This is a genomic window from Thiovibrio sp. JS02 (assembly GCF_053485635.1).
The window spans coordinates 760031-780792 of sequence record NZ_CM130715.1 but is presented as its reverse complement, the minus strand read 5'-3'; the positions used below and the strand labels follow the sequence as shown (position 1 = coordinate 780792).

General features: G+C 54.7%; 18 protein-coding genes and 2 pseudogenes. 11 read left to right on the top strand and 9 right to left on the bottom strand.

All coding sequences use genetic code 11. The features are described from left to right. The first annotated feature begins 10 nt into the window (after positions 1–10). Entirely contained in the window at positions 11–952 is a 942-nt protein-coding gene (locus ACUUL3_RS03785; protein ID WP_448554723.1) for a WYL domain-containing protein, read from the top strand. Here ACUUL3_RS03785 and ACUUL3_RS03780 read toward each other — a convergent pair. The 5 genes and pseudogenes from ACUUL3_RS03780 to ACUUL3_RS03760 all read right to left on the bottom strand — a co-directional run bounded on the left by ACUUL3_RS03780 (position 949) and on the right by ACUUL3_RS03760 (position 5361). Next, positions 949–1332 (bottom strand): hypothetical protein, encoded by a 384-nt coding sequence (locus tag ACUUL3_RS03780; RefSeq protein WP_448556517.1) that lies wholly within the window; start codon positions 1330–1332, stop codon positions 949–951. The genes ACUUL3_RS03785 and ACUUL3_RS03780 overlap by 4 nt on opposite strands. Before the next feature lie 153 nt (positions 1333–1485). After that, a pseudogene (locus ACUUL3_RS03775) lies at positions 1486–1914 on the bottom strand (TniQ family protein); the annotation flags it as partial. Between the two features lie 40 nt (positions 1915–1954). Next, positions 1955–2863, bottom strand: coding sequence for a TniB family NTP-binding protein (locus tag ACUUL3_RS03770; RefSeq protein WP_448554721.1), 909 nt, complete (start codon positions 2861–2863; stop codon positions 1955–1957). Then, positions 2850–4775, bottom strand: a complete 1926-nt coding sequence (locus ACUUL3_RS03765; protein WP_448554719.1) for a Mu transposase C-terminal domain-containing protein — start codon at positions 4773–4775, stop codon at positions 2850–2852. The genes ACUUL3_RS03770 and ACUUL3_RS03765 overlap by 14 nt, the downstream gene beginning before the upstream one ends. Beyond that, a complete protein-coding gene (locus tag ACUUL3_RS03760; protein WP_448554718.1) occupies positions 4762–5361 on the bottom strand; it encodes a TnsA endonuclease N-terminal domain-containing protein in 600 nt (199 codons plus the stop codon). Before ACUUL3_RS03760 ends, ACUUL3_RS03765 begins: the two co-directional genes overlap by 14 nt. A gap of 232 nt (positions 5362–5593) precedes the next feature. Here ACUUL3_RS03760 and ACUUL3_RS03755 point away from each other — a divergent pair, with 232 nt between their 5' ends. From ACUUL3_RS03755 to ACUUL3_RS03710, 10 genes are all read left to right on the top strand, one after another. Further along, positions 5594–6292, top strand: a complete 699-nt coding sequence (locus tag ACUUL3_RS03755; RefSeq protein ID WP_448554716.1) for an ATP-binding protein — start codon at positions 5594–5596, stop codon at positions 6290–6292. Between the two features lie 149 nt (positions 6293–6441). Then, on the top strand, positions 6442–7401 hold the full coding sequence (locus tag ACUUL3_RS03750; RefSeq protein ID WP_448554714.1) for an HDOD domain-containing protein: 960 nt from the start codon (positions 6442–6444) through the stop codon (positions 7399–7401). A gap of 187 nt (positions 7402–7588) precedes the next feature. Beyond that, positions 7589–7966, top strand: coding sequence for a helix-turn-helix domain-containing protein (locus ACUUL3_RS03745; protein WP_448554712.1), 378 nt, complete (start codon positions 7589–7591; stop codon positions 7964–7966). 63 nt (positions 7967–8029) lie between these two features. Further along, positions 8030–8959 carry a cysteine synthase A gene (gene cysK, locus ACUUL3_RS03740; protein WP_448554711.1) on the top strand — a complete coding sequence of 310 codons (930 nt, stop codon included), beginning with the start codon at positions 8030–8032 and terminating at the stop codon, positions 8957–8959. Between the two features lie 294 nt (positions 8960–9253). Next, complete coding sequence (gene msbA / locus ACUUL3_RS03735; RefSeq protein WP_448554709.1) at positions 9254–10990, top strand: lipid A export permease/ATP-binding protein MsbA; 1737 nt, start codon at positions 9254–9256, stop codon at positions 10988–10990. A gap of 54 nt (positions 10991–11044) precedes the next feature. Further along, a complete protein-coding gene (locus tag ACUUL3_RS03730; protein WP_448554707.1) occupies positions 11045–11914 on the top strand; it encodes a glycosyltransferase family 2 protein in 870 nt (289 codons plus the stop codon). Between the two features lie 5 nt (positions 11915–11919). Continuing rightward, on the top strand, positions 11920–12924 hold the full coding sequence (locus ACUUL3_RS03725) for a hypothetical protein (protein WP_448554705.1): 1005 nt from the start codon (positions 11920–11922) through the stop codon (positions 12922–12924). Positions 12925–12930: 6 nt separating this feature from the next. Further along, on the top strand, positions 12931–13872 hold the full coding sequence (locus ACUUL3_RS03720) for a glycosyltransferase (protein ID WP_448554703.1): 942 nt from the start codon (positions 12931–12933) through the stop codon (positions 13870–13872). 53 nt (positions 13873–13925) lie between these two features. Next, complete coding sequence (locus ACUUL3_RS03715; protein ID WP_448554702.1) at positions 13926–14648, top strand: class I SAM-dependent methyltransferase; 723 nt, start codon at positions 13926–13928, stop codon at positions 14646–14648. 30 nt (positions 14649–14678) lie between these two features. After that, positions 14679–15323, top strand: a complete 645-nt coding sequence (locus ACUUL3_RS03710) for a hypothetical protein (RefSeq protein ID WP_448554700.1) — start codon at positions 14679–14681, stop codon at positions 15321–15323. A 23-nt stretch (positions 15324–15346) separates the two neighbouring features. Here the strand turns inward: ACUUL3_RS03710 and ACUUL3_RS03705 are convergent, their stop codons facing one another. The 4 genes and pseudogenes from ACUUL3_RS03705 to ACUUL3_RS03690 all read right to left on the bottom strand — a co-directional run bounded on the left by ACUUL3_RS03705 (position 15347) and on the right by ACUUL3_RS03690 (position 20760). Beyond that, the gene (locus tag ACUUL3_RS03705) at positions 15347–16525 is read right to left on the bottom strand and encodes a glycosyltransferase family 4 protein (RefSeq protein ID WP_448554699.1); all 1179 of its coding nucleotides are present in this window, start codon (positions 16523–16525) and stop codon (positions 15347–15349) included. A gap of 41 nt (positions 16526–16566) precedes the next feature. Next, positions 16567–17484: a glycosyltransferase family 2 protein gene (locus tag ACUUL3_RS03700; RefSeq protein WP_448554697.1), complete on the bottom strand. Its 918-nt coding sequence runs from the start codon at positions 17482–17484 to the stop codon at positions 16567–16569. A gap of 2 nt (positions 17485–17486) precedes the next feature. Beyond that, complete coding sequence (locus ACUUL3_RS03695) at positions 17487–18719, bottom strand: O-antigen ligase family protein (protein WP_448554695.1); 1233 nt, start codon at positions 18717–18719, stop codon at positions 17487–17489. Positions 18720–18877: 158 nt separating this feature from the next. After that, a pseudogene (locus ACUUL3_RS03690) lies at positions 18878–20760 on the bottom strand (carbamoyltransferase family protein). Between the last annotated feature and the right edge of the window lie 2 nt (positions 20761–20762).

The window sequence follows — 20762 nt, the reverse complement described above, 5'->3', positions numbered from 1 at the left end:
GACACCCAATATGACCACCAACATAACTAAAAGCCGGCGAGTCGATCAGCCAGCCAAATCTGACTGGCCGGCATCGCTGAGTTACGCCCAACAACAACGACTACGTTTTTTTGAAGCTCGGCTGTTATGGGAGGGACAAGTCAATCGGCAGGATGTGTGCGCCCAATTCAGAGTAACCCCGAACCACTTCACCCGCGAAGTGCGGGACTACCAGCATTATTTCCCCGACAATATCTGGTACGATATTTCTAGGCGCACATACCGACCCCGCAAAAAATTCCAAGCGAGATTCTCCACCGGACGCCCAGAGGAATATCTCGCACTTCTCAAACTCTATACGCACAACCCTTCGCCGATTATTATGACCGAGATGGGCTCGCCTGTGGCGTGCGAGGTGCTGGGAGAACCGCAAGGCCAAGTGGGCCGCGAGGTATTACAGGAAATACTTGCAGCCATTCACGGGCAGTGTGGGTGCCAAATCAAATATCAATCGTTTTCTGCTCCAAGTGTCACAACACGCACTGTCTGGCCGCACGCCTTGGCGTGGGCAGGCTACCGCTGGCACGTGCGCGCCTACGACGCTAAACGGAAGGCATACGTTGATCTTGTTCTTGTGCGGATTAGTTCTGCTTCCTCTGGCGATATTCCACTACCCGATGATGCTGGCGAAGATGCAGATTGGCTGGAAACTGAAATGATCGAAATCGTCCCGAATCCCGATCTCTCGATATCCCAACAAGGGGTTATTGCCAAAGAATATGGTATGAAAAAAAGACCAAATGGATATGTGTGGCCCGTGACCTTGCGGCGTTGCCTAATTCCTTATTTCCTCTATCGCTACAGACTTGATGAGGATAGGAGAGAACAAACTACTCGACGCGCTTTTTCCACTCAGCGAATCGTCGTTAGAGATCAATCAATTATCGCGAAGTATATATTCCCTGCCGACTAGTTACTCTTCGTCAAAGCCAGCGAATAAACTTCCGCATACCAAAACGGCACATCCCTCATATCTCTTGCCAGCTCAGTTTTTCCAATCCCGTTCTCCACACAAAAAGCTATAACCTCTGACGGATATGCTTGAAATAGTCGCCCTAACCCGGCATAAGCAAAATACTGTGCTTCTATCGGCGCCTTGTCCCAACATTTCATCACATCACCAATAAAAGGGTTCCCCTCGGCCCCAAAAAACCCGATATCCCTTCCCCAAACGCAAACCACCTTCCAAAAGTGGCGCAACACCCTAAAAAAAAGAAACGAGTATACTGGCACCCCATCCAGCATGACGTAACCAGAGTCAACGATCCCATAAAGCCACCGGATAGCCTCCATTCCCTCTCCTCGAGCTGGCAACCTTTTGAAGGAATTGCACCGCCTCAAGTCGTACCCGCATCTGCTACATCTCGAAGAATGTCCCTGCCTACATCCCTTGTAAAGACTTACCGGCGCACCGCAACGACCACATTCATCGAGCAGAAAACATTCATGCGTCAGGCAGACAGTTGAGAATGACAGCCGCCATTTCTTCCTGAAATACGGTCCCCTATCTTCCCGCAAGCAGTACGGGCAAAACCGCAGACCATGGCTCTTTGGATATCGCCCTCGCATCCGCAAAGGCAGGACAAAGGGTGTTCCCCCGCTTTTCGCGTACAAACGCTCAAACAGCATGCTTTCATAGCTCCGCAGGGTCATACCATGGAGTTCTTCCACCGAAAGGGCACTCTTACGGGACAAGTTCTCCAGAAGAGGCCTGTCCGCATGAAGATCCAGGTCTGAGGCCCAAAGCTTGTTTCTGGTTTCGGGGAGATAAAGATTGGTAAAGGTGGTAGGCATCGTCCGGTGCGCAAGAGCAACCCGAATGAGCCAGGAACTGAGCAATTCATCGTCTTGAGGCCGGACTTTGATCGGAAACACGGCCTCGGCGTATTTCCTCTGCCGGATTTTGTAGACGATCCTAGACAACTTCCAATTCGGCCAGCGTCCTCCGCTGGGAAGGAAGGATGAACTCGCAGGCCTTGATCTCCTTCATGGTTATTCGTTCCGAACCGTTCTTGATGGCCATTACCGCGGCTTCGGAGACAACACTGACGATTTCCCCTATCTGTCCCTCGGAAAGCCGATGGATCTCAGGCGCAAGCTCCTTGGATGCAAGGTTGGACGGCCTTTTGAGCGGCAACGTCTGCTCGATGCTGGCCAACATTTGGGCATACTCCATATCCAGCTTCCACAGGGGCAGGCGGATCGGCTTGAACCTGCTGCTGATCTGCATGTCGGTGCTGGTGGCCACGAGAGCATCCTTGGTCCCGACAAGCACGATCGGGATCATCATCTTGTTCCCAAGATTCTTCAGGGCGTTCATGAAAGCGCGCTGCTTGATCATAGACCCGCTAAGTACGTTGTGGATCTCATCGACGATGAGTATCCGGGTTCCGATCTTCTCAAAGTAGTATTTGATGTCGTCCAGTTTCTGAGACGGCGCATCCCTGTGGCGGAACGGCACCATCAGGACGGAGAATATTTCATCATAGAATCTTCGCTCATCCGGAACAGGGGGCGCCTGGACATAGACCACCGGATATGCGTCCCCTAGAAGGCCATCGGTGGGAGGATGGTTGCGGCAGAACGTCTTGACGACGCTCGTTTTCCCATTATTGCTGTCCCCGACGACAAGCAAATTGGGCATTCTCGACCTATTGGGCGCCCTCATGAGCGCATCCATCTTTTCGAGGATCTGATTGGCTCGCGGATAGGGAATCCACTTGTCGCTTTCGATATACTCAATCCTCTCCCTATCGCTTTTTCCGACGATCCCCCGCGCCTCAGGGAGAAGGTTGTCGAGATGAGTTTTATCAGTAGTCTTCATATTTCCTCTTTTGGTCCCGCAAGACCTCGATTCCCTGGAACGGTTTGACGTTGGCAAACAGCTCGTCCAATTTGGCATCCATAGACTCGGCCACGGCCCCGCGCGAGACCTTCCCCTCTTTTTTGAGGGTTTCGGCATGGTCTCTTTCATCTGTCAGGCTTGCCTTTCGCTGCTTCTTGGCCTCACCGCCGCGCCTGGCCAGTTTGGTCTTGGCCGCCGCCTCCAATTCAAGTTTTTTCAAGTTCTCATGGGCCTGAAATATCTGATGCTCGTTTGGCTTCCCCAACCCTTTATCACGGAGATTGCGGCGCACTTCACGCAGCTCCCAAATCGACATGGGCGGATAGCCGAGGTTCCTGTAAGGAATCGTGTAATACTGACGCAACCCGGGATCATAAAAATAAACTCTGCTGATATCCCGTGGGTCCTGCCGGAAGGTGAATTTGTCCTTGCTCGTTTTTTGGCCAGACTGGCTTATATACCTCCTGAGCACGTCGTGGAAATAGTGTATGCCATCACTGACCACGCCCTCTCTGTTGATCCTTCTGCGAAAGGAGGGAAGCAAGGAGACCCGGAGGCGTTCCTCGTCGTCAACGACTGAAGGGAGTCCGATCCCGGGTACGGACTCGGTTCCCAGGATCATTTCTTCATATTTCTTGCGGGGGGACATCCCCAAGGTGGAATGATCCTTGTTGTGATAGACGTCGACCAGATAATGCACAATCCATTTCTCCAGTTCGGCGAACGTGAACACTGCCTCCTTGTCGGAGTTGTAATCGCCCCGGGCCGTAACATTGGAAAAAGTTGTGCCGGGCAGATTGTGGATCGCATTGTTGAGGTTCCCGACCAGTCGCTCTATGTGGCCGCCGAATTGAGGACGAGCCACAGGCCTCCAGGCAATCTCGATCCCGTACTCCTCGCAGAAGGCTTTGATATCCTCCCCCCGGAATTCACCAGCGTTGTCGGCGAAAATCGCCTTCGGGAGCCCGAATATCTCCCAGGCTCCATCGACACCCAGCCTTTTCAGGAGTGGGTCTTTTGGAAGTATACCCATCGCCAGGGCCTGGCCGACGGCAAAGAACCCCGGACGGTCCAAGGAGAGGTAGAACCCGTAAACGAATCGAGAAGACACATCCATGGCAAGAGTAATATATGGACGCCCTATCGGCTTCCTGTGAACTTCATCGACCAGCATGATATCTAGAATGGTGTGGTCGATCTGGATGGCGTCAAGGGGGTATTTCCCGTCGGGGAACGTCCCCTCCACGCTACTGAAAATCCTTGAGCTTTTCCTGCTGCCCTCACGCCGCTTGACGACTTCTTTATCGGGCAGCGCAGTGATCCTGTTCCTGATAGTATTTGCGTGGGGAACCCGAACGCCTGCCGACTTGCAGCGCATGGCAACTTCGCGACATATCTCAGTGCCATCTTTGCGTTGTCTCGTCAGGTAACAGTCCTCGATAACCTTCTGCACGATGGCTTCCGCCGCAGGATCGAGCCGTGACTTCCCCTTCCCGCCTCGCAGGTCGAAGGAGGGAGATAGGGCACTCAATTGCTGGGTCGCAAGGTAGCGTTTGATCCAGCGATAGATGGTCGAGGCGCCCACCCTATATACCGAGGCTCTTTGCTCCACCTGCTTCCTGGTACGCCCTTCTCCGAGTACCGGGGCGATTATCTCGAAGCGCTTCCTGGCCACAGCCAGATTCTCATCCGACATTTCATCGGGCGGAGGCAGCGACGTCCCGTCACCGTTTTTCAGTATCTCCCCCAAGTCCGCCACTGCGACAATCTTGACTTCGCCCGTGCCGACATTCTTGATCGTCACGCTCTGCAAATCATACGGCCCCATAATTTCATAGGGCTCACCGCCGACCATAAGTCTGCCGCCTTTTTTCAAATCATGGACGCCCATCCACCACCTTCAGAATTGTAGAGTTGTCTATGGGCCGCTCGACATCCGACAACGCGAGGCGGCCCTTGAAACAGAGATGCCAGACTACAGGCACAAGGACTGGCTGTTCGGCTCTGTCCTTCGCGCAGTGCTGCAGCAGATCGACCAGGCTGATCCCGCCGACGCCCTGAACCGCCCGAATAATCTTCTCCGCGTGGAGGCCGAAGTCCGTGGGCTGGCGGTTGAAGCCGTAGATGAATTTGCAGTTATCAAGAAAATTGCCGCGGATATCCTCATCGGTCATGACTTTGAACGCCAAGCCGTTTTCTTCCGCATACGACTTGGCCAGGTCGAACCTGGGGAGCAAGTCTTCCTTGTTTTCTTCCAGGTCCTTTCGGTATTTGACTTCAACGATGGTTTGGAGAGGACTACGATGGCGATAGGTGATCAAACAGTCCGGAGTGTATTTAAGCTTTTTCCCGGCCAGTTTCCCTTCCAGGACGAGGGGCTGTTCTTCATATGTGGCAACGGCAGGGTCGAATTCGAGCAGGAGGAAGAAATCCCTTTCCAGCCGAGATTCAAAGGCAACGCTCCGGCCGTTCTTCACGCTCGGGAAAAAACCGGTAACGGACCTGAAGTTTTTTGGTATCTTTCGGACAGGCATACACTTTTCCTCAATAGTAAATTTGTCTCACTATTTCGTATTAAATGCAAGCCTGTCCCACTATCTTTTATCACAATCCCATATTTCTTTGTGCATACGCTCAAAGAATGCTAAAAATAGTCAGGTAAGTTGAATTGCGATCACTGCTGGATTTCCAAGGGATAAATCATCCATTATGACAGTCTCGGCAACTTATGGAATTGACAGCGGCCAGAACCCCAGGCCGGGCGAGGTCTCACTCGCTCACAACGGCGTGCTTTTTCTCGACGAATTGCCTGAATTTAAAAGAAACGTGCTCGAGGTGCTGCGTCAACCCCTGGAGGACGGCCATGTGACCATCGCCCGCGCCGCCCAGTCCTTGCGTTTTCCGGCCGACTTCATGCTGGTGGCGGCCATGAATCCATGCCCCTGCTCTTTCCTGGGCTCCGAAAAGGAATGCACCTGCAGCGCCGTGCAGATCCAGCGCTATCGCAGCAGGTTATCCGGGCCGCTCCTGGACCGGATCGACATCCATCTGGAGGTACCCGCCGTGAAGATCGAGGAACTGCGCGCCGGGCCAAGCGGAGAAAATTCAGCCGCCATCAAGGAACGGGTCGGCCGGGCACAACGGATCCAGCAGCAGCGGTTTAAAAACAGAAACGGGATCTACTTCAACAGCCAGATGGGACCTGCCGATCTCAAGCGCCACTGCGGGCTCGACGCAGCGGGCCTGGATCTGCTCGGCCAGGCCACCGCCCGCCTCGGCCTTTCCGCCCGGGCCTACCACCGGATCCTGAAGATCGCCCGCACCATTGCCGACCTCGCGGCAAGCCCGGCCATTGATCCCGGCCATCTCGCCGAAGCCATCCAGTACCGGCGTCTTCCCTGTCGCTGAGCAGCCGCCCGCCGGCAGACCATTTTCCTCCGACCCCGTCACGACGATGCAATAACCTTGCGAAAGCAGGAAAAACATTTTACCCTGAACCGCATCGTATAGTCGTCCCCCTTTCAAGACCCGGCAACGGAAGCGGATACCTTCGGCAGATGGCGGAAAAAAAAGACAACCATACCCGGCAGCGGTTGCTGGAAATCTTTTCCCTGGTCAACATGGACTCCCTGCCGGCCATGTCCGATCACGTCATGGAGCTGGTCTCCCTCCTGGGCAACAGCCGCGTCACCGCCCATGAACTGGCCGACGCGATCCTCAAGGATTACTCCCTCAGCACCAAAATACTCCAGGTTGTCAACTCCGCCTATTACTCCCGGGGAACGCCGGTCAGCACCATCTCGCGGGCCGTCACCGTGGTCGGCTTCGATACCCTGCGGCAACTGGCCACCACCATGGCTCTTTTCGAGGAGTTTGTGAACGCCGGCTCCGAGAAGGACGAGATTGCCGGGGTCTTCACCCTCTCGCTCATCAGCGCCACCCAGAGCAAAATCTACTGCGAGCTGAAAAAGCTGAAACTCTCCTCGGAAGAGGCCTACATCTGCACCCTGCTGCACAACCTGGGCAAGATCGTGGTGCTGGTCTATCTGCCGGAACTGTATCACGCCATCGAACAGCAGGTCCGCAAGGGTTACTCCGAAGAGCATTCGAGCCGCAAGGTGCTGCAGGGTCTTGCCTACAGCCAGATCGGCCAGGAGATCGCAACCTTCTGGAATTTTTCCAAAAGAATCGTTTCCTGCATGGAAACGGAACCCCCGAAACCGGGAAAAAGTCAGGACGCCTTTCTCTACCTGCAAAACCTCGTCGTCTTCAGTAATGCCCTCACCTCCGCCTTTTTCAAGGGAACCGATGTGGAGCTGGCCGACCTCATCTTCACATATGGCGGCATCCTTGGCTTGGGCAGGGAGGAGGCCCTGGAACTGGTTGACAGGAGCATAGGCATCTGCGAAAATTTTTCCGGCGCCATGCGCAATGGTCTGAGCAAGATCCCAAAAGGCCATTCCGAAGAAATCACCGTCAGCAAAGACAACTCCGGCCGCTGGGTCAGACTGACCTGAGCCGTTCTTCCCTGCACGTCCGTGCCTCCCCGGCGCCACAGGTCGCAAGGCCGCCAAGGCGGGCGGAGGGCGCTTTGCCAGGGAACGCCTGCCAATACGATTCTTTGCTTGACAACACGCTACCACGTCGTGGTAGTTATTAGGATATTCTGAAACCGATCGATCCTCTCTTTGCCGGGTGAGCCAGGTGGAAAAACAGGACTTCTTGGAAGCCAGAAAAAAACTGGGAAAAACCCAAAAACAGATTGCCGAACTGCTGGGCGCTTCAGTGAAAGCCATTCAGGGCTACGAGCAGGGCTGGCGGGCGGTGCCGCCCCATGTGGAGAGACAGATCTACTTCCTTCTTTCCCGTCAGCGCAACAAGGAAGAAGGAGGGCCGAGGCCCTGCTGGGAAATCAAGATGTGCCCGGATGAGCGCCGGAATCAATGCCCTGCCTGGGAGTTTCAGGCCGGCAAGCTCTGCTGGTTCATCAACGGCACCATCTGCGAATGCAAGGCCCAGAAAAGCTGGCGGGAAAAAATGAAAATCTGCCGGGGCTGCGAAGTGCTCTCCCATCTGCTCTAGCCATTCAGGATACAGCCCCGTGTCCAGAAAAAGGGCATACCCCCATCTTCCGGAGCCTCTGTCATGAACGGAATTCATCACGACATCACCGCCATTATCGGCAAAACCCCCCTGGTCGCCCTTTCCCGCCTGGGCGCGGGTCTTGATGTCCGGCTTGTTGCCAAGCTGGAATCACAGAACCCGCTGGGCAGCGTCAAAGACCGGATCGGCGTGGCCATGATCAGCGCGGCCGAAGCCCAGGGTCTGGTCACCTCCGGCACCACCATCATCGAGCCGACCAGCGGAAACACCGGCATCGCGCTGGCCTTTACCTGCGCCGCCAAAAAATACCGCCTCATCCTGACCATGCCGGAAACCATGAGTATGGAGCGCCGCGCCCTGCTCAAGCATCTGGGCGCCGAACTGGTCCTGACCCCGGGCGGCGAGGGAATGCGCGGGGCCATCGCCAGGGCGGAAGCACTTCTGGCCGGCACCAGAAACAGCTTCATGCCCAACCAGTTCGCCAACCCGGCCAACCCGGAGATCCACCGCCGCACCACGGCCGAGGAGATCTGGAACGACACCGATGGCGGCATCGATGTTTTCGTGGCCGGCGTCGGCACGGGCGGCACCATCACCGGGGTGGGCGAAGTCCTCAAGCACAGAAAGCCTTCTCTCCATGTCGTGGCTGTCGAGCCCGCGGCATCGCCGGTTCTTTCCGGCGGCGCGCCCGGCCCCCACAAAATTCAGGGCATCGGCGCCGGCTTTGTCCCCAAGGTTTTGAACCGGGGAATCATCGACGAGATCATCACCGTGGGCAATGAGGAGGCCATGGAGACGGCCCGGAAGATCGCCAGGGAGGAAGGCATTCTCTGCGGCATCTCCTCCGGGGCCAATGCCTGGGCCGCCCTGCAGCTTGCCAGCCGTCCGGAGTTCACCGGAAAACAGATCGTTTTCCCGCTCTGCGACACCGGAGAGAGGTATCTCTCCACCGAACTGCTCAGGGGCTTTTGAGCAGGAAACGCAACCCCTCCTTCGCTTTCTCCCGGACCGTTCCCCGGAATTGTCGGAAGTTTCGCACGCCGGCCGCGTTTCCCGCGGCATGGACCTCGCCCGTCCGGCAAAAGGGGCAGGAATTATTGTTTGACAAAGCCCCCCTGATCATATAGTAATCGGTGGACATACAATCCGGAAAATTTGCCTCATTCGCCTGCGTTGCAACATGCGGATACGGCTTCGCGCGCATCCGGAAGATTCCCGTATCGCCCCATGCAGTGCCCCGGGCCATCTTTGCAAGACAATGCCTCCATGAAAAACAAAGAAATCCTCTCCCGAGTCTACCAGCTGATAAAGCCCCATCGCGGCCGGCTCGGCTTGGCGGTGTTGAGCATGGTCGCCGTCTCGGTGCTCTCTTCGGCGCAAGCCTACATGGTAAAACCGCTTCTCGACGAGATTTTCTTCAAGAAAAACCAGGCCATGCTCAATCTCCTGCCGCTGGCCCTGGTCATGATCTTTCTTGTCAAGGGAGTGTTCTACTACTGTTATTCCTACCTCATGGAGCAGACAGGGCACCGGATCGTCATGGAGGTGCGGACCAGGGTCTATGCCCATATCCAGTCACTGCCCCTTTCCTTCTTCAACAAAACCCCCACCGGCGAGCTGATATCCAGGATTGCCGGAGATGTCGGACTGATGCAGGCCGGCGTTTCCTCGGTGCTGATCGGGATCATGAAGGATTTCTTCACCGTTGCCGGGCTGCTGGGGGTGATCCTCTATCAGGACTGGAAGCTGGCGCTGATGTCTCTCATCATTCTTCCGCTGGCCGCCCTGCCCATCTACAAGTTCGGCAAGAAATTCCGGGAAATCAGCTTCAAAACGCAGCAAATCGGCGCCGTGGTCATCAGCTTCCTGCAGGAAACCCTGACCGGCACCCGCATCGTCAAGGCCTTCTGCCGGGAGGAGTATGAGGTGGGCCGCTTCGCCGCCACGGTCAAACGGCTGTATGATTCATGGCTTCGGGACGCCCAGGTCAAAAGCCTTTCCCACCCCATCATGGAAATCATCGGCGGCATCTGCATGGGCGGGATCATCTGGTATGGGGGGCGCCAGGTGCTGCAGGGCAGTTCAACCCCCGGCACCTTTTTCTCCTTTCTCACGGCGCTGATCATGATCTACGAGCCCATCAAGGGGTTAAGCAGGGTCAATAACCCGGTGCAGCACGGCATGGCCGCGTCCCAGCGCGTTTTTACGCTTCTCGACACCAAGTCGGACATCATCGACACCCCCCAGGCCGGCGAGCTCCCCCCCTTCCGGAAGGAGATCAGATTAGAGGACGTCCGCTTCCATTATGCCGCGGAAAAGGATGTGATCAAGGGAATCGATCTGACCGTGAAAGCCGGCGAGGTGGTGGCTCTGGTCGGCACCAGCGGCGGCGGCAAGACGACCCTCACCGACCTTATCCCCCGCTTCTACGACGTGACCGGCGGCGCAATCAGGATAGACGGTCAGGATATCCGCGACGTAACCCTGCGTTCCCTCCGGGAACAGATAGCGGTTGTCACCCAGCACACCATCCTCTTCAACGATACGGTCAGAAATAACATCGCCTATGGCGACCCGACCCGGACCGACGCCGAGATCAGGGCCGCGGCAAAAGCGGCCAATGCCCTGGGTTTTATCGAGCAATTACCGGATGGTTTTGATACAATCATCGGCGAATCCGGCTCCAGGCTCTCCGGCGGACAGCGGCAACGGATCTCCATCGCCAGGGCCCTGTGCAAAAACGCCCCGATCCTGATTCTCGACGAAGCGACTTCAGCCCTGGACACCGAATCGGAGCGCGAGGTGCAGAAGGCCCTGGAGAATCTGATGCGGGGCAGGACCACCCTGGTGATCGCCCACCGCCTTTCCACGATCCGCAATGCGGACAGGATCATTGTCATCCAGAACGGGGTGATCGTTGAGCAGGGCAAACACGAGGAGCTTCTTGTCGCGGAAGGCGCCTATAAAAAATTGCACCTGATGCAGCACGAACAACCGGACTGACCAGCCTCCCGAAAACAACAATCGAAAAAATCGACCACGTTGCGCGAAGATACCTTGATTGACATTATCGTCCCCACCTATCGCCGTTACGAGCTGTTGCCCCTTACCCTCAAAAGCGTTCAGGAGCAGACATGCAAGAACTGGCGGTGCTGGATCTCGGAAGACGGCTGCGACCCGAAAACAAAGGCGTGCATCGAGCCCCTTCTGGCTGATCGCCGCTTCACCTACCTCTGCGGCGAGCATGCCGGCTTTCCCGCCAGGCCGCGTAACCGGGCCATTGCCCAAGGGAATGCCGAATATGTGGCCATCCTTGACGACGACGACCTGTGGCTGCCGGAAAAGCTGGAACGACAGCTGGCGTTCCTGAAAAGCCATCCAGCTTGCGCCATGGTCGGGAGCAATGGCTACCGCTGGCAGGGAGAGCCGATCTCTCCGACGGATATTGCGGATCATCTCCCGCTGTATCACCGGAAAATCCCCTACGGCAGGATCGACATCAATCTCCTGCTGCGGGAAAACTGCTTCATTGCCTCCTCTGTGATGATCAGGAGGGCCGCGCTTGAAAAATGCGGCCTTTTCAATGAAGCACTCAGCCCTCCCATTGGCGAGGACATCGAGATGTGGTATCGGCTTGCCGCGGGCGGGGAACTCTGGTTCATGGGGGAGCCGCTTGTTCTCTACCGGGATCTGCCGCCCAAATACTATGACATCCTGGAGGGAGAGAACCTCAACCTGTGGCGGATAGGCCTCCTGCAGGCGGCCCTGGAGGGCAGCAACATACCAAGCCCCCTGAATCTGCCGGAAAACGAACCACTGAGAAGGCTTTTTCAGGATAAAATCGAGTTTTTCCGGACAGGCCCCCATCTCTTCGGGGCCACCGGGTATCTCCTCAAGAAGAAACTGGGTCTGCTCGCGAGGGGATAATCAGGATGCGCCAACACCTTTGCGGCTTTGCCGACCGGTTGCTCAGTCCTTTTAAAATCAAGGCTGTCACCGAAAAAAAATTTTCGGAAACGCTCCGCCTGCGGGACAATCTCATCTCCCTCTATAATGCCCGCTGCGCCTGGGAGAAAAAAAACGATCCCAATGCCGCCTGCCTGGTTTTTTCAAAGGACCGGGCCATGCAACTCCACGCTTTTCTGGCCTCCCTGTACGGGAAAATCACCCCGACCATAACGACGCACGTTCTCTTTCATACCTCGAACGCCGCGCACCAGCAATCCTACGAAGAGCTTGCGCGGTTGTGCAACGGGTTTCCCATCCGCTTTCATCGGCAACAAAGCGGCGGCTCCTTTAGGGAAGATCTCATCTCCCTGCTGACGGATTGCCCGGAAGGCAAAGTCGTTTTCTTTGTCGACGACATCATTGTCACTGAAAAAATCGATCTGCACGACCTGCTCGGGTTCGACACGGACCGCTTCGTCCCCAGTCTGCGCCTGGGGCTGAACCTCACGGGAAATTATACCACCGGCCGGCCGCAGCCTTTGCCGCCGCTCCGGGAGAGGGTGATCGCCGACACCGACAAAATAACCTGGCAGTGGCAGGATGGCCTGCTGGATTGGGGATATCCCTTGTCCGTTGACGGGCATCTTTTTTCACGCCAGGAAATGGTGGCCATGCTTACCCTGATCCCTTTCTCGGCGCCGAACTCGCTGGAAGACCGCCTGCAGTGCTTCAGGCCTCTTTTCGCGGAACGGCATGGGGTGGCGTATCGAAAATCAAAGATCATGAATCTTCCCTGCAACAGGGTGCAGACCGAGAACCGAAATCTGGCCGGGAACATCCACCAGGATCACCTCCTGGAGAAATGGAATGCCGGTTACGTCATTGATCTGGAAAAATTCGCCGGTTTTAACAATACAAGCGCCCATCAGGAACTGGACGTGCAATTTATCAAGCGCGCCCCCGCTCTACTGCCGGGGCTCAAGGGATAGGGGAAAATGAAATCTCTTCTCATCGGCATACCTGTTTTGAACAATCTGGAAATGACCCGCGCCTGCCTGAACCATCTCAAAAGAAATACGCAAATTGACCGACTCAACCTTGATGTTGCGTTGCTCATCATCGACAACGGCTCAAGCGAGGACATCGCCGGGATGCTGCGCGCCGATTTCGCGAACTTCCCTCTCCCCATCCATTACCGGAAAAACCCGCGCAATCTCGGCGTGGCCATTGCCTGGAACCAGATTCTTAAGTTCGCGCCGGACAATATTCCGCCGGAAAAACTCGTCTATGACTATTATGTGATCCAGAGCAACGATGCCTTTGTCGGCCCGGACTGGCTGCAACCCATGGTGGAAGCCATGGAGAGCGAAGAACGAATAGGCTGGGTGGCTACCATGGAGAACGGCTCTCTGGTGTTGGAGGAGCTTAAGGAAGCACATGCGCTCTCAAAGAGCTACCGGGTGGACCCAAGCCGCCCCTTCAGCACCGAGGCCATCGAGGAGAGCATCGACTCCATATACGGCAAATGGGGAGGCCATGACGCATTCTGCCGGATGATCGCCCAAAAATCACTCCCACTCTTTCTGCCCTTCGTAAAAACCGACCGCTCCGCCGTCTGTTTCATGGTGCGCCGGGAAATGATTGAACAGATCGGCCTTTTCGACGAAGACGATTGGCCCGTTGGCGTTGCCGAAGATCTTGAGTATTACCTGCGAATGGAAAAAATCATCCGCCCGGCCTGGCTTACCGACGCACGCTACCCGGACGGCCAGAAGTGGAAAAGCGGCTATTGCGGCAGAAGCGTTGTGCACCACAACTGGTGCAGCACGCATCAGGGCAAGGATTTCGACGGCAGACAATGGGACAAACTGAGGGAGAAAAACTGGAAAAAGAAGTTCAGAAAGTCGAAAAAGTACTTCAACACGCTTTTGCCTTAACGTGTTGCCTGGGCAATTCTTGAAGATAACGGAAAGCGAGCAAACACATGCACATGAAAAACCTTATCCGGTTTCTGCGCCCTGACGTCGGCAAGCATAATGAACAGAACCGCGAAGCCTGGCTGGAAAAAACCCTGCGGGCCCTGCCGCCGGGAAGCCGAATCCTTGATGCCGGGGCCGGAACCCAGCAATATCGAAAATTTTGCCGGCACCTGCAGTACGTTTCTCAGGATTTTGCCCAGTATGACGGCGCCGGAGACTCTGCGGGGCTGCAGGTTAATGATTTCGATTATGGAAAACTGGACATCGTTTCCGATATCGCTGCGATACCGGAACCGGATTCTTCCTTTGATGCGATCATGTGCATCGAGGTTTTAGAGCATGTCCCGGACCCCATTGCGGCGGTAAAAGAATTCTCCCGGCTCCTGAAGCCGAATGGAGCCCTTATCATTACCGCCCCGTTTTGCTCCCTGACCCACTTTTCTCCCTACCATTTCAGTTCCGGCCTCAACGCCTACTGGTATCGAAAGCACCTCCCCGGCAATGGGCTGGAAGTAATCGAACTCACGGCGAATGGTAATTTTTTCGAGTTTGTCGCCCAGGAACTGGGCAGAACGGATTCCATCGCAAAACGCTATGCAGGGAAAAAAGCCCGCCTGTATGAAAAATTAGCGATGCTCATCGTCAGATTCATGCTCCAGCGATTCAGCGCCCTGGACTCCGGCTCAGCGGAACTGTTGTGCTACGGCTACCATCTTTGGGCCAGGAAAAGATAAGGATCCCCTGCCCGATAAGGAAAAAATTGCATGCAAGTTATCATAAACTTTCTCTCAAAATTTCCCCCTCTCCGCAGACTGCGCATTGCAGTTAAAGAAAAACGCTTAAAAAAAGAACTTCTCGAATGGGAACAAAAAGGCAAACCAGCGCCGCCCCCCCATCTCGTCAAACAAAACAACCTCATTGAATGCGCCCAGCGCCACGGGCTGAAAATATTGGTCGAGAGCGGCACATTTTACGGCGACATGGTTGAGGCGATGAAAGGTGCTTTTGACAGAGTCTATTCCATTGAACTGAGCGAGCCTCTCTTCAAGAAGGCCAAAGAGCGGTTCAGATCGCAGAAACACGTTGAGATCATTCACGGCGATAGCGGCAAGGAATTGGCCAAACTATTGCCGCTGCTGAACAAGCCCGCGCTTTTTTGGCTTGATGGTCACTACTCGGGAGGAGAAACAGCGTTGGGCGAGAAAGAGACCCCGATTTTTGAAGAGCTGAGAACCATCCTCGCCATGGAGAATTTGCATCACGCCATAATCATCGATGATGCCCGCCTTTTTGGAACAGACCCCGGCTACCCGACGCGCGAGGAATTGTTCAATTTTATCCATGCCCAAAGAAGCGATGTCGATATCACCGTCAAGGATGATGGCATCAGGATAACACCCAAGGGGTAAGGTCTTACCTGCCGCCGAAACCATCACCCAGTGGGCTTCGCCGAAGCGACCTCTTCGCAGACCTTGATAACCGCCTCATGGTTCGCCGCCAGGGAAAACTTTTGCGCCTTCCGAGCCGCCAGGGCAGACATTCCAGATAGGTTATCAGACGAAAGATAGACGGCCATCACCTTTACAAGCTCCTCCGGAGAGGGAGGATGCTTTACAACATGGCCGTCTCGCCCTGAGTCAATGATTCCGGCGGCGCCGTTGTACTCCGTGGTGATCACCGGCAGCCCGCAGGCCATGGCCTCGATGGTCACCAGGGAACAGGTGTCGTAATAGGTGGGCAGGACAAAGACATCGGCATTGGCAAAGTACACCTCCGGCGTCTTCGTGGGCCCATGGAACAGGATGGTCTCGGCGAGTGCCCCCTTGCGGACCGCCTCCCGGATACTCCGCTGGGGTTCTTTCCCGACCACCAGGATCTTGAATTTCCCTTTATACCTTTCGTTCAGGATCGCGGCGGCGTCAATGAGAGGGAATATGCCCTTTTTGCGTAGCGTGTATGAAAGAAAGAGAAAGACGACCTGATCGTCAGCTGCATCGATCCTCTTCCGCAACTCTCCCCGCAACCGATTTCGCAACCCCACATTGAATCTGTCAAGATCGATTCCGTTATAGATGAGTGAAATTTGATCTTTGGGAAATTTGAAATATGCGGCGATATCATCGACGACCATCTGCGAGATGGCGATTATTTTTGGAGGAGGAGACTGCCGGAACGGAGCGGACTCGATCCAGTTCCGCACCTTGTCCTTGAGGGAGAAAAAAATAAGCAGCCGCTTCAGGAACCTGAGAAACGGATTGCGGATCGAATAACACTTGCGCCTGGTCGAATGGCGGTGCACCCCGCCATGACTCTGGTAGACGTTCATGTAAATGGTATTGCCGAAGCCCACCACCACATCATGCTTTTCCTTCCGGGCCATTTGTCGATGCCTGAAGGCGAAGAAAAGCATCTGCGCCCAGGAGGGCAGACATTCCGGCACCTTGATTTGATGGAAGATGGCCTTCTCCGGCACACCGTCCCAGGATTGCCCATAGAGATGCACTTTCCAGCCCCGGCTTATCAAGGTTTCGGCCAGGGAAAGCGCATAGGATTCGGCCCCACCGGAAAATTTCTTGAATTTTTCTAATGCGAGCGCAATGGAGTATGCCATTTATCTTCAACCGGAGTGAAGGTTTTCAGTCGGGAATCTCCCTAGAGGACAACGTGACTTTGCTCAAAAGGGAGAAAAATGTTGTCCTTGAATTTTTCCGACAATTTTGGATAATCACGAATGCTTTTTTTGCGTAAGGGCTTATAGATATCTATGAGCTTGCTTACCCCTGGCCATTTATCATCCCAGGCTTTTCTTATCCTCTGTTGCCAATCAGCCTGGACGTAAACCTGCTCCCGAGCCTTGTTCTTGTCCGTCATCCTGTGATGGTGCCAGACGAACGAATCTCTGCTGACGGCTGTGCACCCTCCGGCCAGGAAACAGCGCAAGGCAAAGTCGATATTCTCGTAGCACGCCTTCCATCTCTCGTCAAAAAAACCGATCTCATCAAAAACGGAACGCCGCCAGAACATGACGTTCAGTTCACTGCCGATGCACCGCAGGTAAGTCGGTTGGTCGCTGGCAAAGATATTGTTCAGTAGGGATCTTCCTTTTTCCTGTAAAGGGCGCAGGTCAAGATGGTCTGAACCGAACTCTTCCTTGGGCTGCCAAATCTGGTAATCCAGATCGCTCTTGTCGGTAAAAGGAGTGGCCTGAAACACCTCGGGAATCTGCACCTTCGCAAAAAGATCCTCGTCCATGCCGGTGGTGGTAACCACGTCGGAGGTCACCAGTGCAACAACCGGGGATTTGCTCAACCGGACAATCCTGTTGATGGCGCCGCTTATGCCGATATTTTCAGTGAACAAGATGGTGGAAAAATTATACCTGCACTGTTGCTCGACCAGCCATTGCCGATGCAGCGGGGTTGTTCCTTGATCCAGCAGAAAGACTTCACAGGATAAGTGCCGGCTTTTTCTTGCGAAAAGAGAGTCGATTGTCGCGCCCAGAACATCCTGGGCAACAGCCTCCCCGGCCGGATTGTAATTTAAGAGCAGATAGGTGATATCGGGTATCATTCTCATCCTTTCCCAACGGATAAATGCTGTCGCCACAGCATGGCCGCGAACGCGACCAGTATCGTGAAATTAAACTCATGCATATGACTGAAGACCGGCTCGAAAAAGCCGATGGTGAAATAGGAGACCAGGGAACAACCGAGACCCACCGACCAGATCCTGAGAAAAGGATCACCGGACCGCCCCAGCGACCAGAGCATTTTGAAAAGCTGAAACACAAAAATCATGAAGAGGATGAATCCCGGAACGCCGGTGCGAACCAGAATATCGGTATACATGTTGTGTGGATCAACGAGCACGGCCTTGCGCGGATACTTCACCCCATACTCCTGTTTTATCCGCTCTTTATATGCCGCAAGATCCAACGCCTTCCCAAAGGTTTCCATCCCGAAGCCGATGCCGGTGAGCGGGTGATCCTTGGCCACCTCCAAAACAAGAAGGGCATGGGCTACCCGTGAATTTTTCAATGTTATGGCGTTAAAACGCTTCTTGATCGGAGTGAATACAAAAAAGACAGCGACAAGCACGATGATGAAAATCGGGACCAGTTTCTTTTGCAGGGAAAGCAAAAAAAACAGGCCCGCCAGGCTCACCGCCAGAAACGCGCTGCGCGCCTGGGTCAAAACCAGGGCCGCGACCAGGGGAATAAGCAGGAACAACGGCAGAAAACGCCTGTATTTATCATCAGCCGTGAATGCGTTGCAGGAAACAAAGAAGATGGAAATAATTATCGGGATATTGATGAGATTATAGGTCATCCCCTGGGAATTCCCCAAAAACCGGACAAGCATTCCTTGTTCCGAAACGAAATAAAAATTCCACAGTGCATATATGACAAAACCGGCAATGGACAGGGAAAAAAGCCAGGACAGGATGACCATGCTCTTTCGTGAAGAGAAGAACTTGACCAACAGGAGAGAGAGAATGATATACCTGAACAGGTGTGAATAGATGTCATGCCAGGTGTTTTGCCTGTCAAGTGCCCACACCAATCCCAGCAGGATCCAGGCGGCAAAGAGCAGCACCGGAATCAGCAAGGGCGTCGGCCTGGCGAAAAAATCCCGCTTCCCGGCCGCAAACAAAACAATGGCCGCGAGGAGCGAACCGTAAAAACAGATCTCCTTGATGGTTGTCGTATGCGAAAACGGGTTAACGACAACGGAGAGCGAGAGAAGAGAGACGATCGCCCACCTGCCCCAGCGAATGGTTTTATTTGTCTGCGCAGAGTATATCAAAACTTCCGTCATTTGATCAGATAAGGGTTGACATCCAAAAACCGATACTACAAATATTTCTCTATTCTTTCCGCAATGGATTTACCTGTTGTTACGCCGGTATACGGGCCGGTGTGACCCAAAGTAAACCTTCTCAAGACAGCTCCATTCATCCTCAGTCAATCCAATTCGTACTCTTCCTGCCAGGATCCCTTCTCCGCCCACTCCGGCTGCTCTTCTTTTTTAAACAAACAGTTGCCGATCACCAGCCAGTCCATTTCAGTCCGCATGAAGCAGCGGTACGCGTCTTCCGGGGTGCAGACAATGGGCTCGCCACGGACATTGAAGCTGGTGTTCACCACCAATCCGTATCCGGTCTTCTCTTTGAAGGCATTAATCAGCCCCCAGTAGCGAGGGTTGGTTTCCCGGTGTACAGTCTGGATCCTTGCGGTACGGTCGACATGGGTTACCGCCGGGATGTCGGATCTGAGATGGTAGAGACGCTCGTACATCCCAAGATCTTCATAGCCGTCCGGCAAGGGTCTGTGTCTCTCCGACCTGACCGTATCGATGAGCAGCATGTAGGGAGATGCCCCCTCAAGGTCAAAATACTCCCCCACGTCCTCGGCCAGAACTGAAGGGGCAAAAGGCCGAAACCCTTCCCGGTATTTGATTTTCAGATTCAGTTTTTTTTGCATTTCCGGATGGCGGGGATCTCCCAGAATGCTGCGATTGCCCAAGGCACGAGGCCCATACTCCATGCGCCCCTGGAACCAGCCCACGATTTTGCCGTGGGCCAGCAGCTCAGCCACCTGGGCATAAAGCCGCCGGTCATCTTCACAGCGGCTGTAAACCGCTCTGTATTTTCGGCACATTCTGATTACTTCCCTGTCGTCAAAGTCAGGTCCAAGATAGGAGCCTCGCATGGCATCAAGCATATCGCCCTGAAGAAGCCGACGCTCCTGTCCGCCCCAGATACAATGGGCGCGGCATAGGCGGCGCCCAAGGCTCCACCCGCATCACCGGCAGCGGGCTGTATCCAGATATCGTCAAAGATTCCTGCGCGCATCAATTTCCCGTTGGCAACACAGTTCAGGGAAACGCCGCCTGCCATCACCAACTTCCCGCAGCCGGTAAGCTCCCGAGCTGTTCGTGCAAGCCGGAGAACTACCTCCTCGGTAACCTGCTGCACGGCCAAGGCCATATCCATGTACTCTTGGGTCAACTCGCTTTCAGGTTTTCTTCTGGAAACCCCAAACAGAGATTGCCACCGATCGTCCCTGCACATCTTCAGGCCGGTGGCGTAGTCGAAATAATCCATATTTAACAGCAGTGACCCATCCGAGCGTAAATCCATAAGCTCCTGGAGAATGAGAGCTCTGAATTCACCAACCCTCTGTCCGCCGGCATTCCCGTACGGAGCCAGCCCCATGAGCTTGTACTCGCCGCTGTTGACCTTGAACCCGCAGTAATAAGTGAAGGCGGAGTAAAGCAGCCCGATGGAGTGGGGGAAATCAAGCTCCCGGAGCATTGTAATCTCTTTGCCGCTCCCCTTGCCGATGGTGGTGGTCGCCCATTCACCGACTCCATCGATGGTCAGAATTGCCGCCTCTTGAAAAGGTGATGGATAAAATGCGCTAGCCGCGTGGGAAAGATGGTGTTCTGGAAAAAGAAGCGGCGGTCTTTTTTTGAGTTTTCCACCCACAATCTTTTCCATCTCATCCCAGAGCATACTCTTCATGAAGAGTTTTTCCTTGATCCAGACCGGCATGGCGGAAAGGAAACTCCGCAACCCGGAAGGCGCAAAGGCATGGTACGTCTCAAGAAGCCTTTCGAACTTGAGGTAGGGCTTGTCATAGAAGGCAACGGCCTTCAGGTCGGAAAGTTCAAGGCCCGCCTCCGCAAGAACATAGCGGACAGCAGCGGCCGGAAACGCCGCATCGTGCTTTCTTCTGCTGAAACGCTCTTCCTGGGCCGCCGCGACAATTTCCCCGTCAACCAGCAGGGCGGCCGCGCTGTCATGATAAAAAGCGGAGATTCCTAGAATCGCATCCATTTTCATTC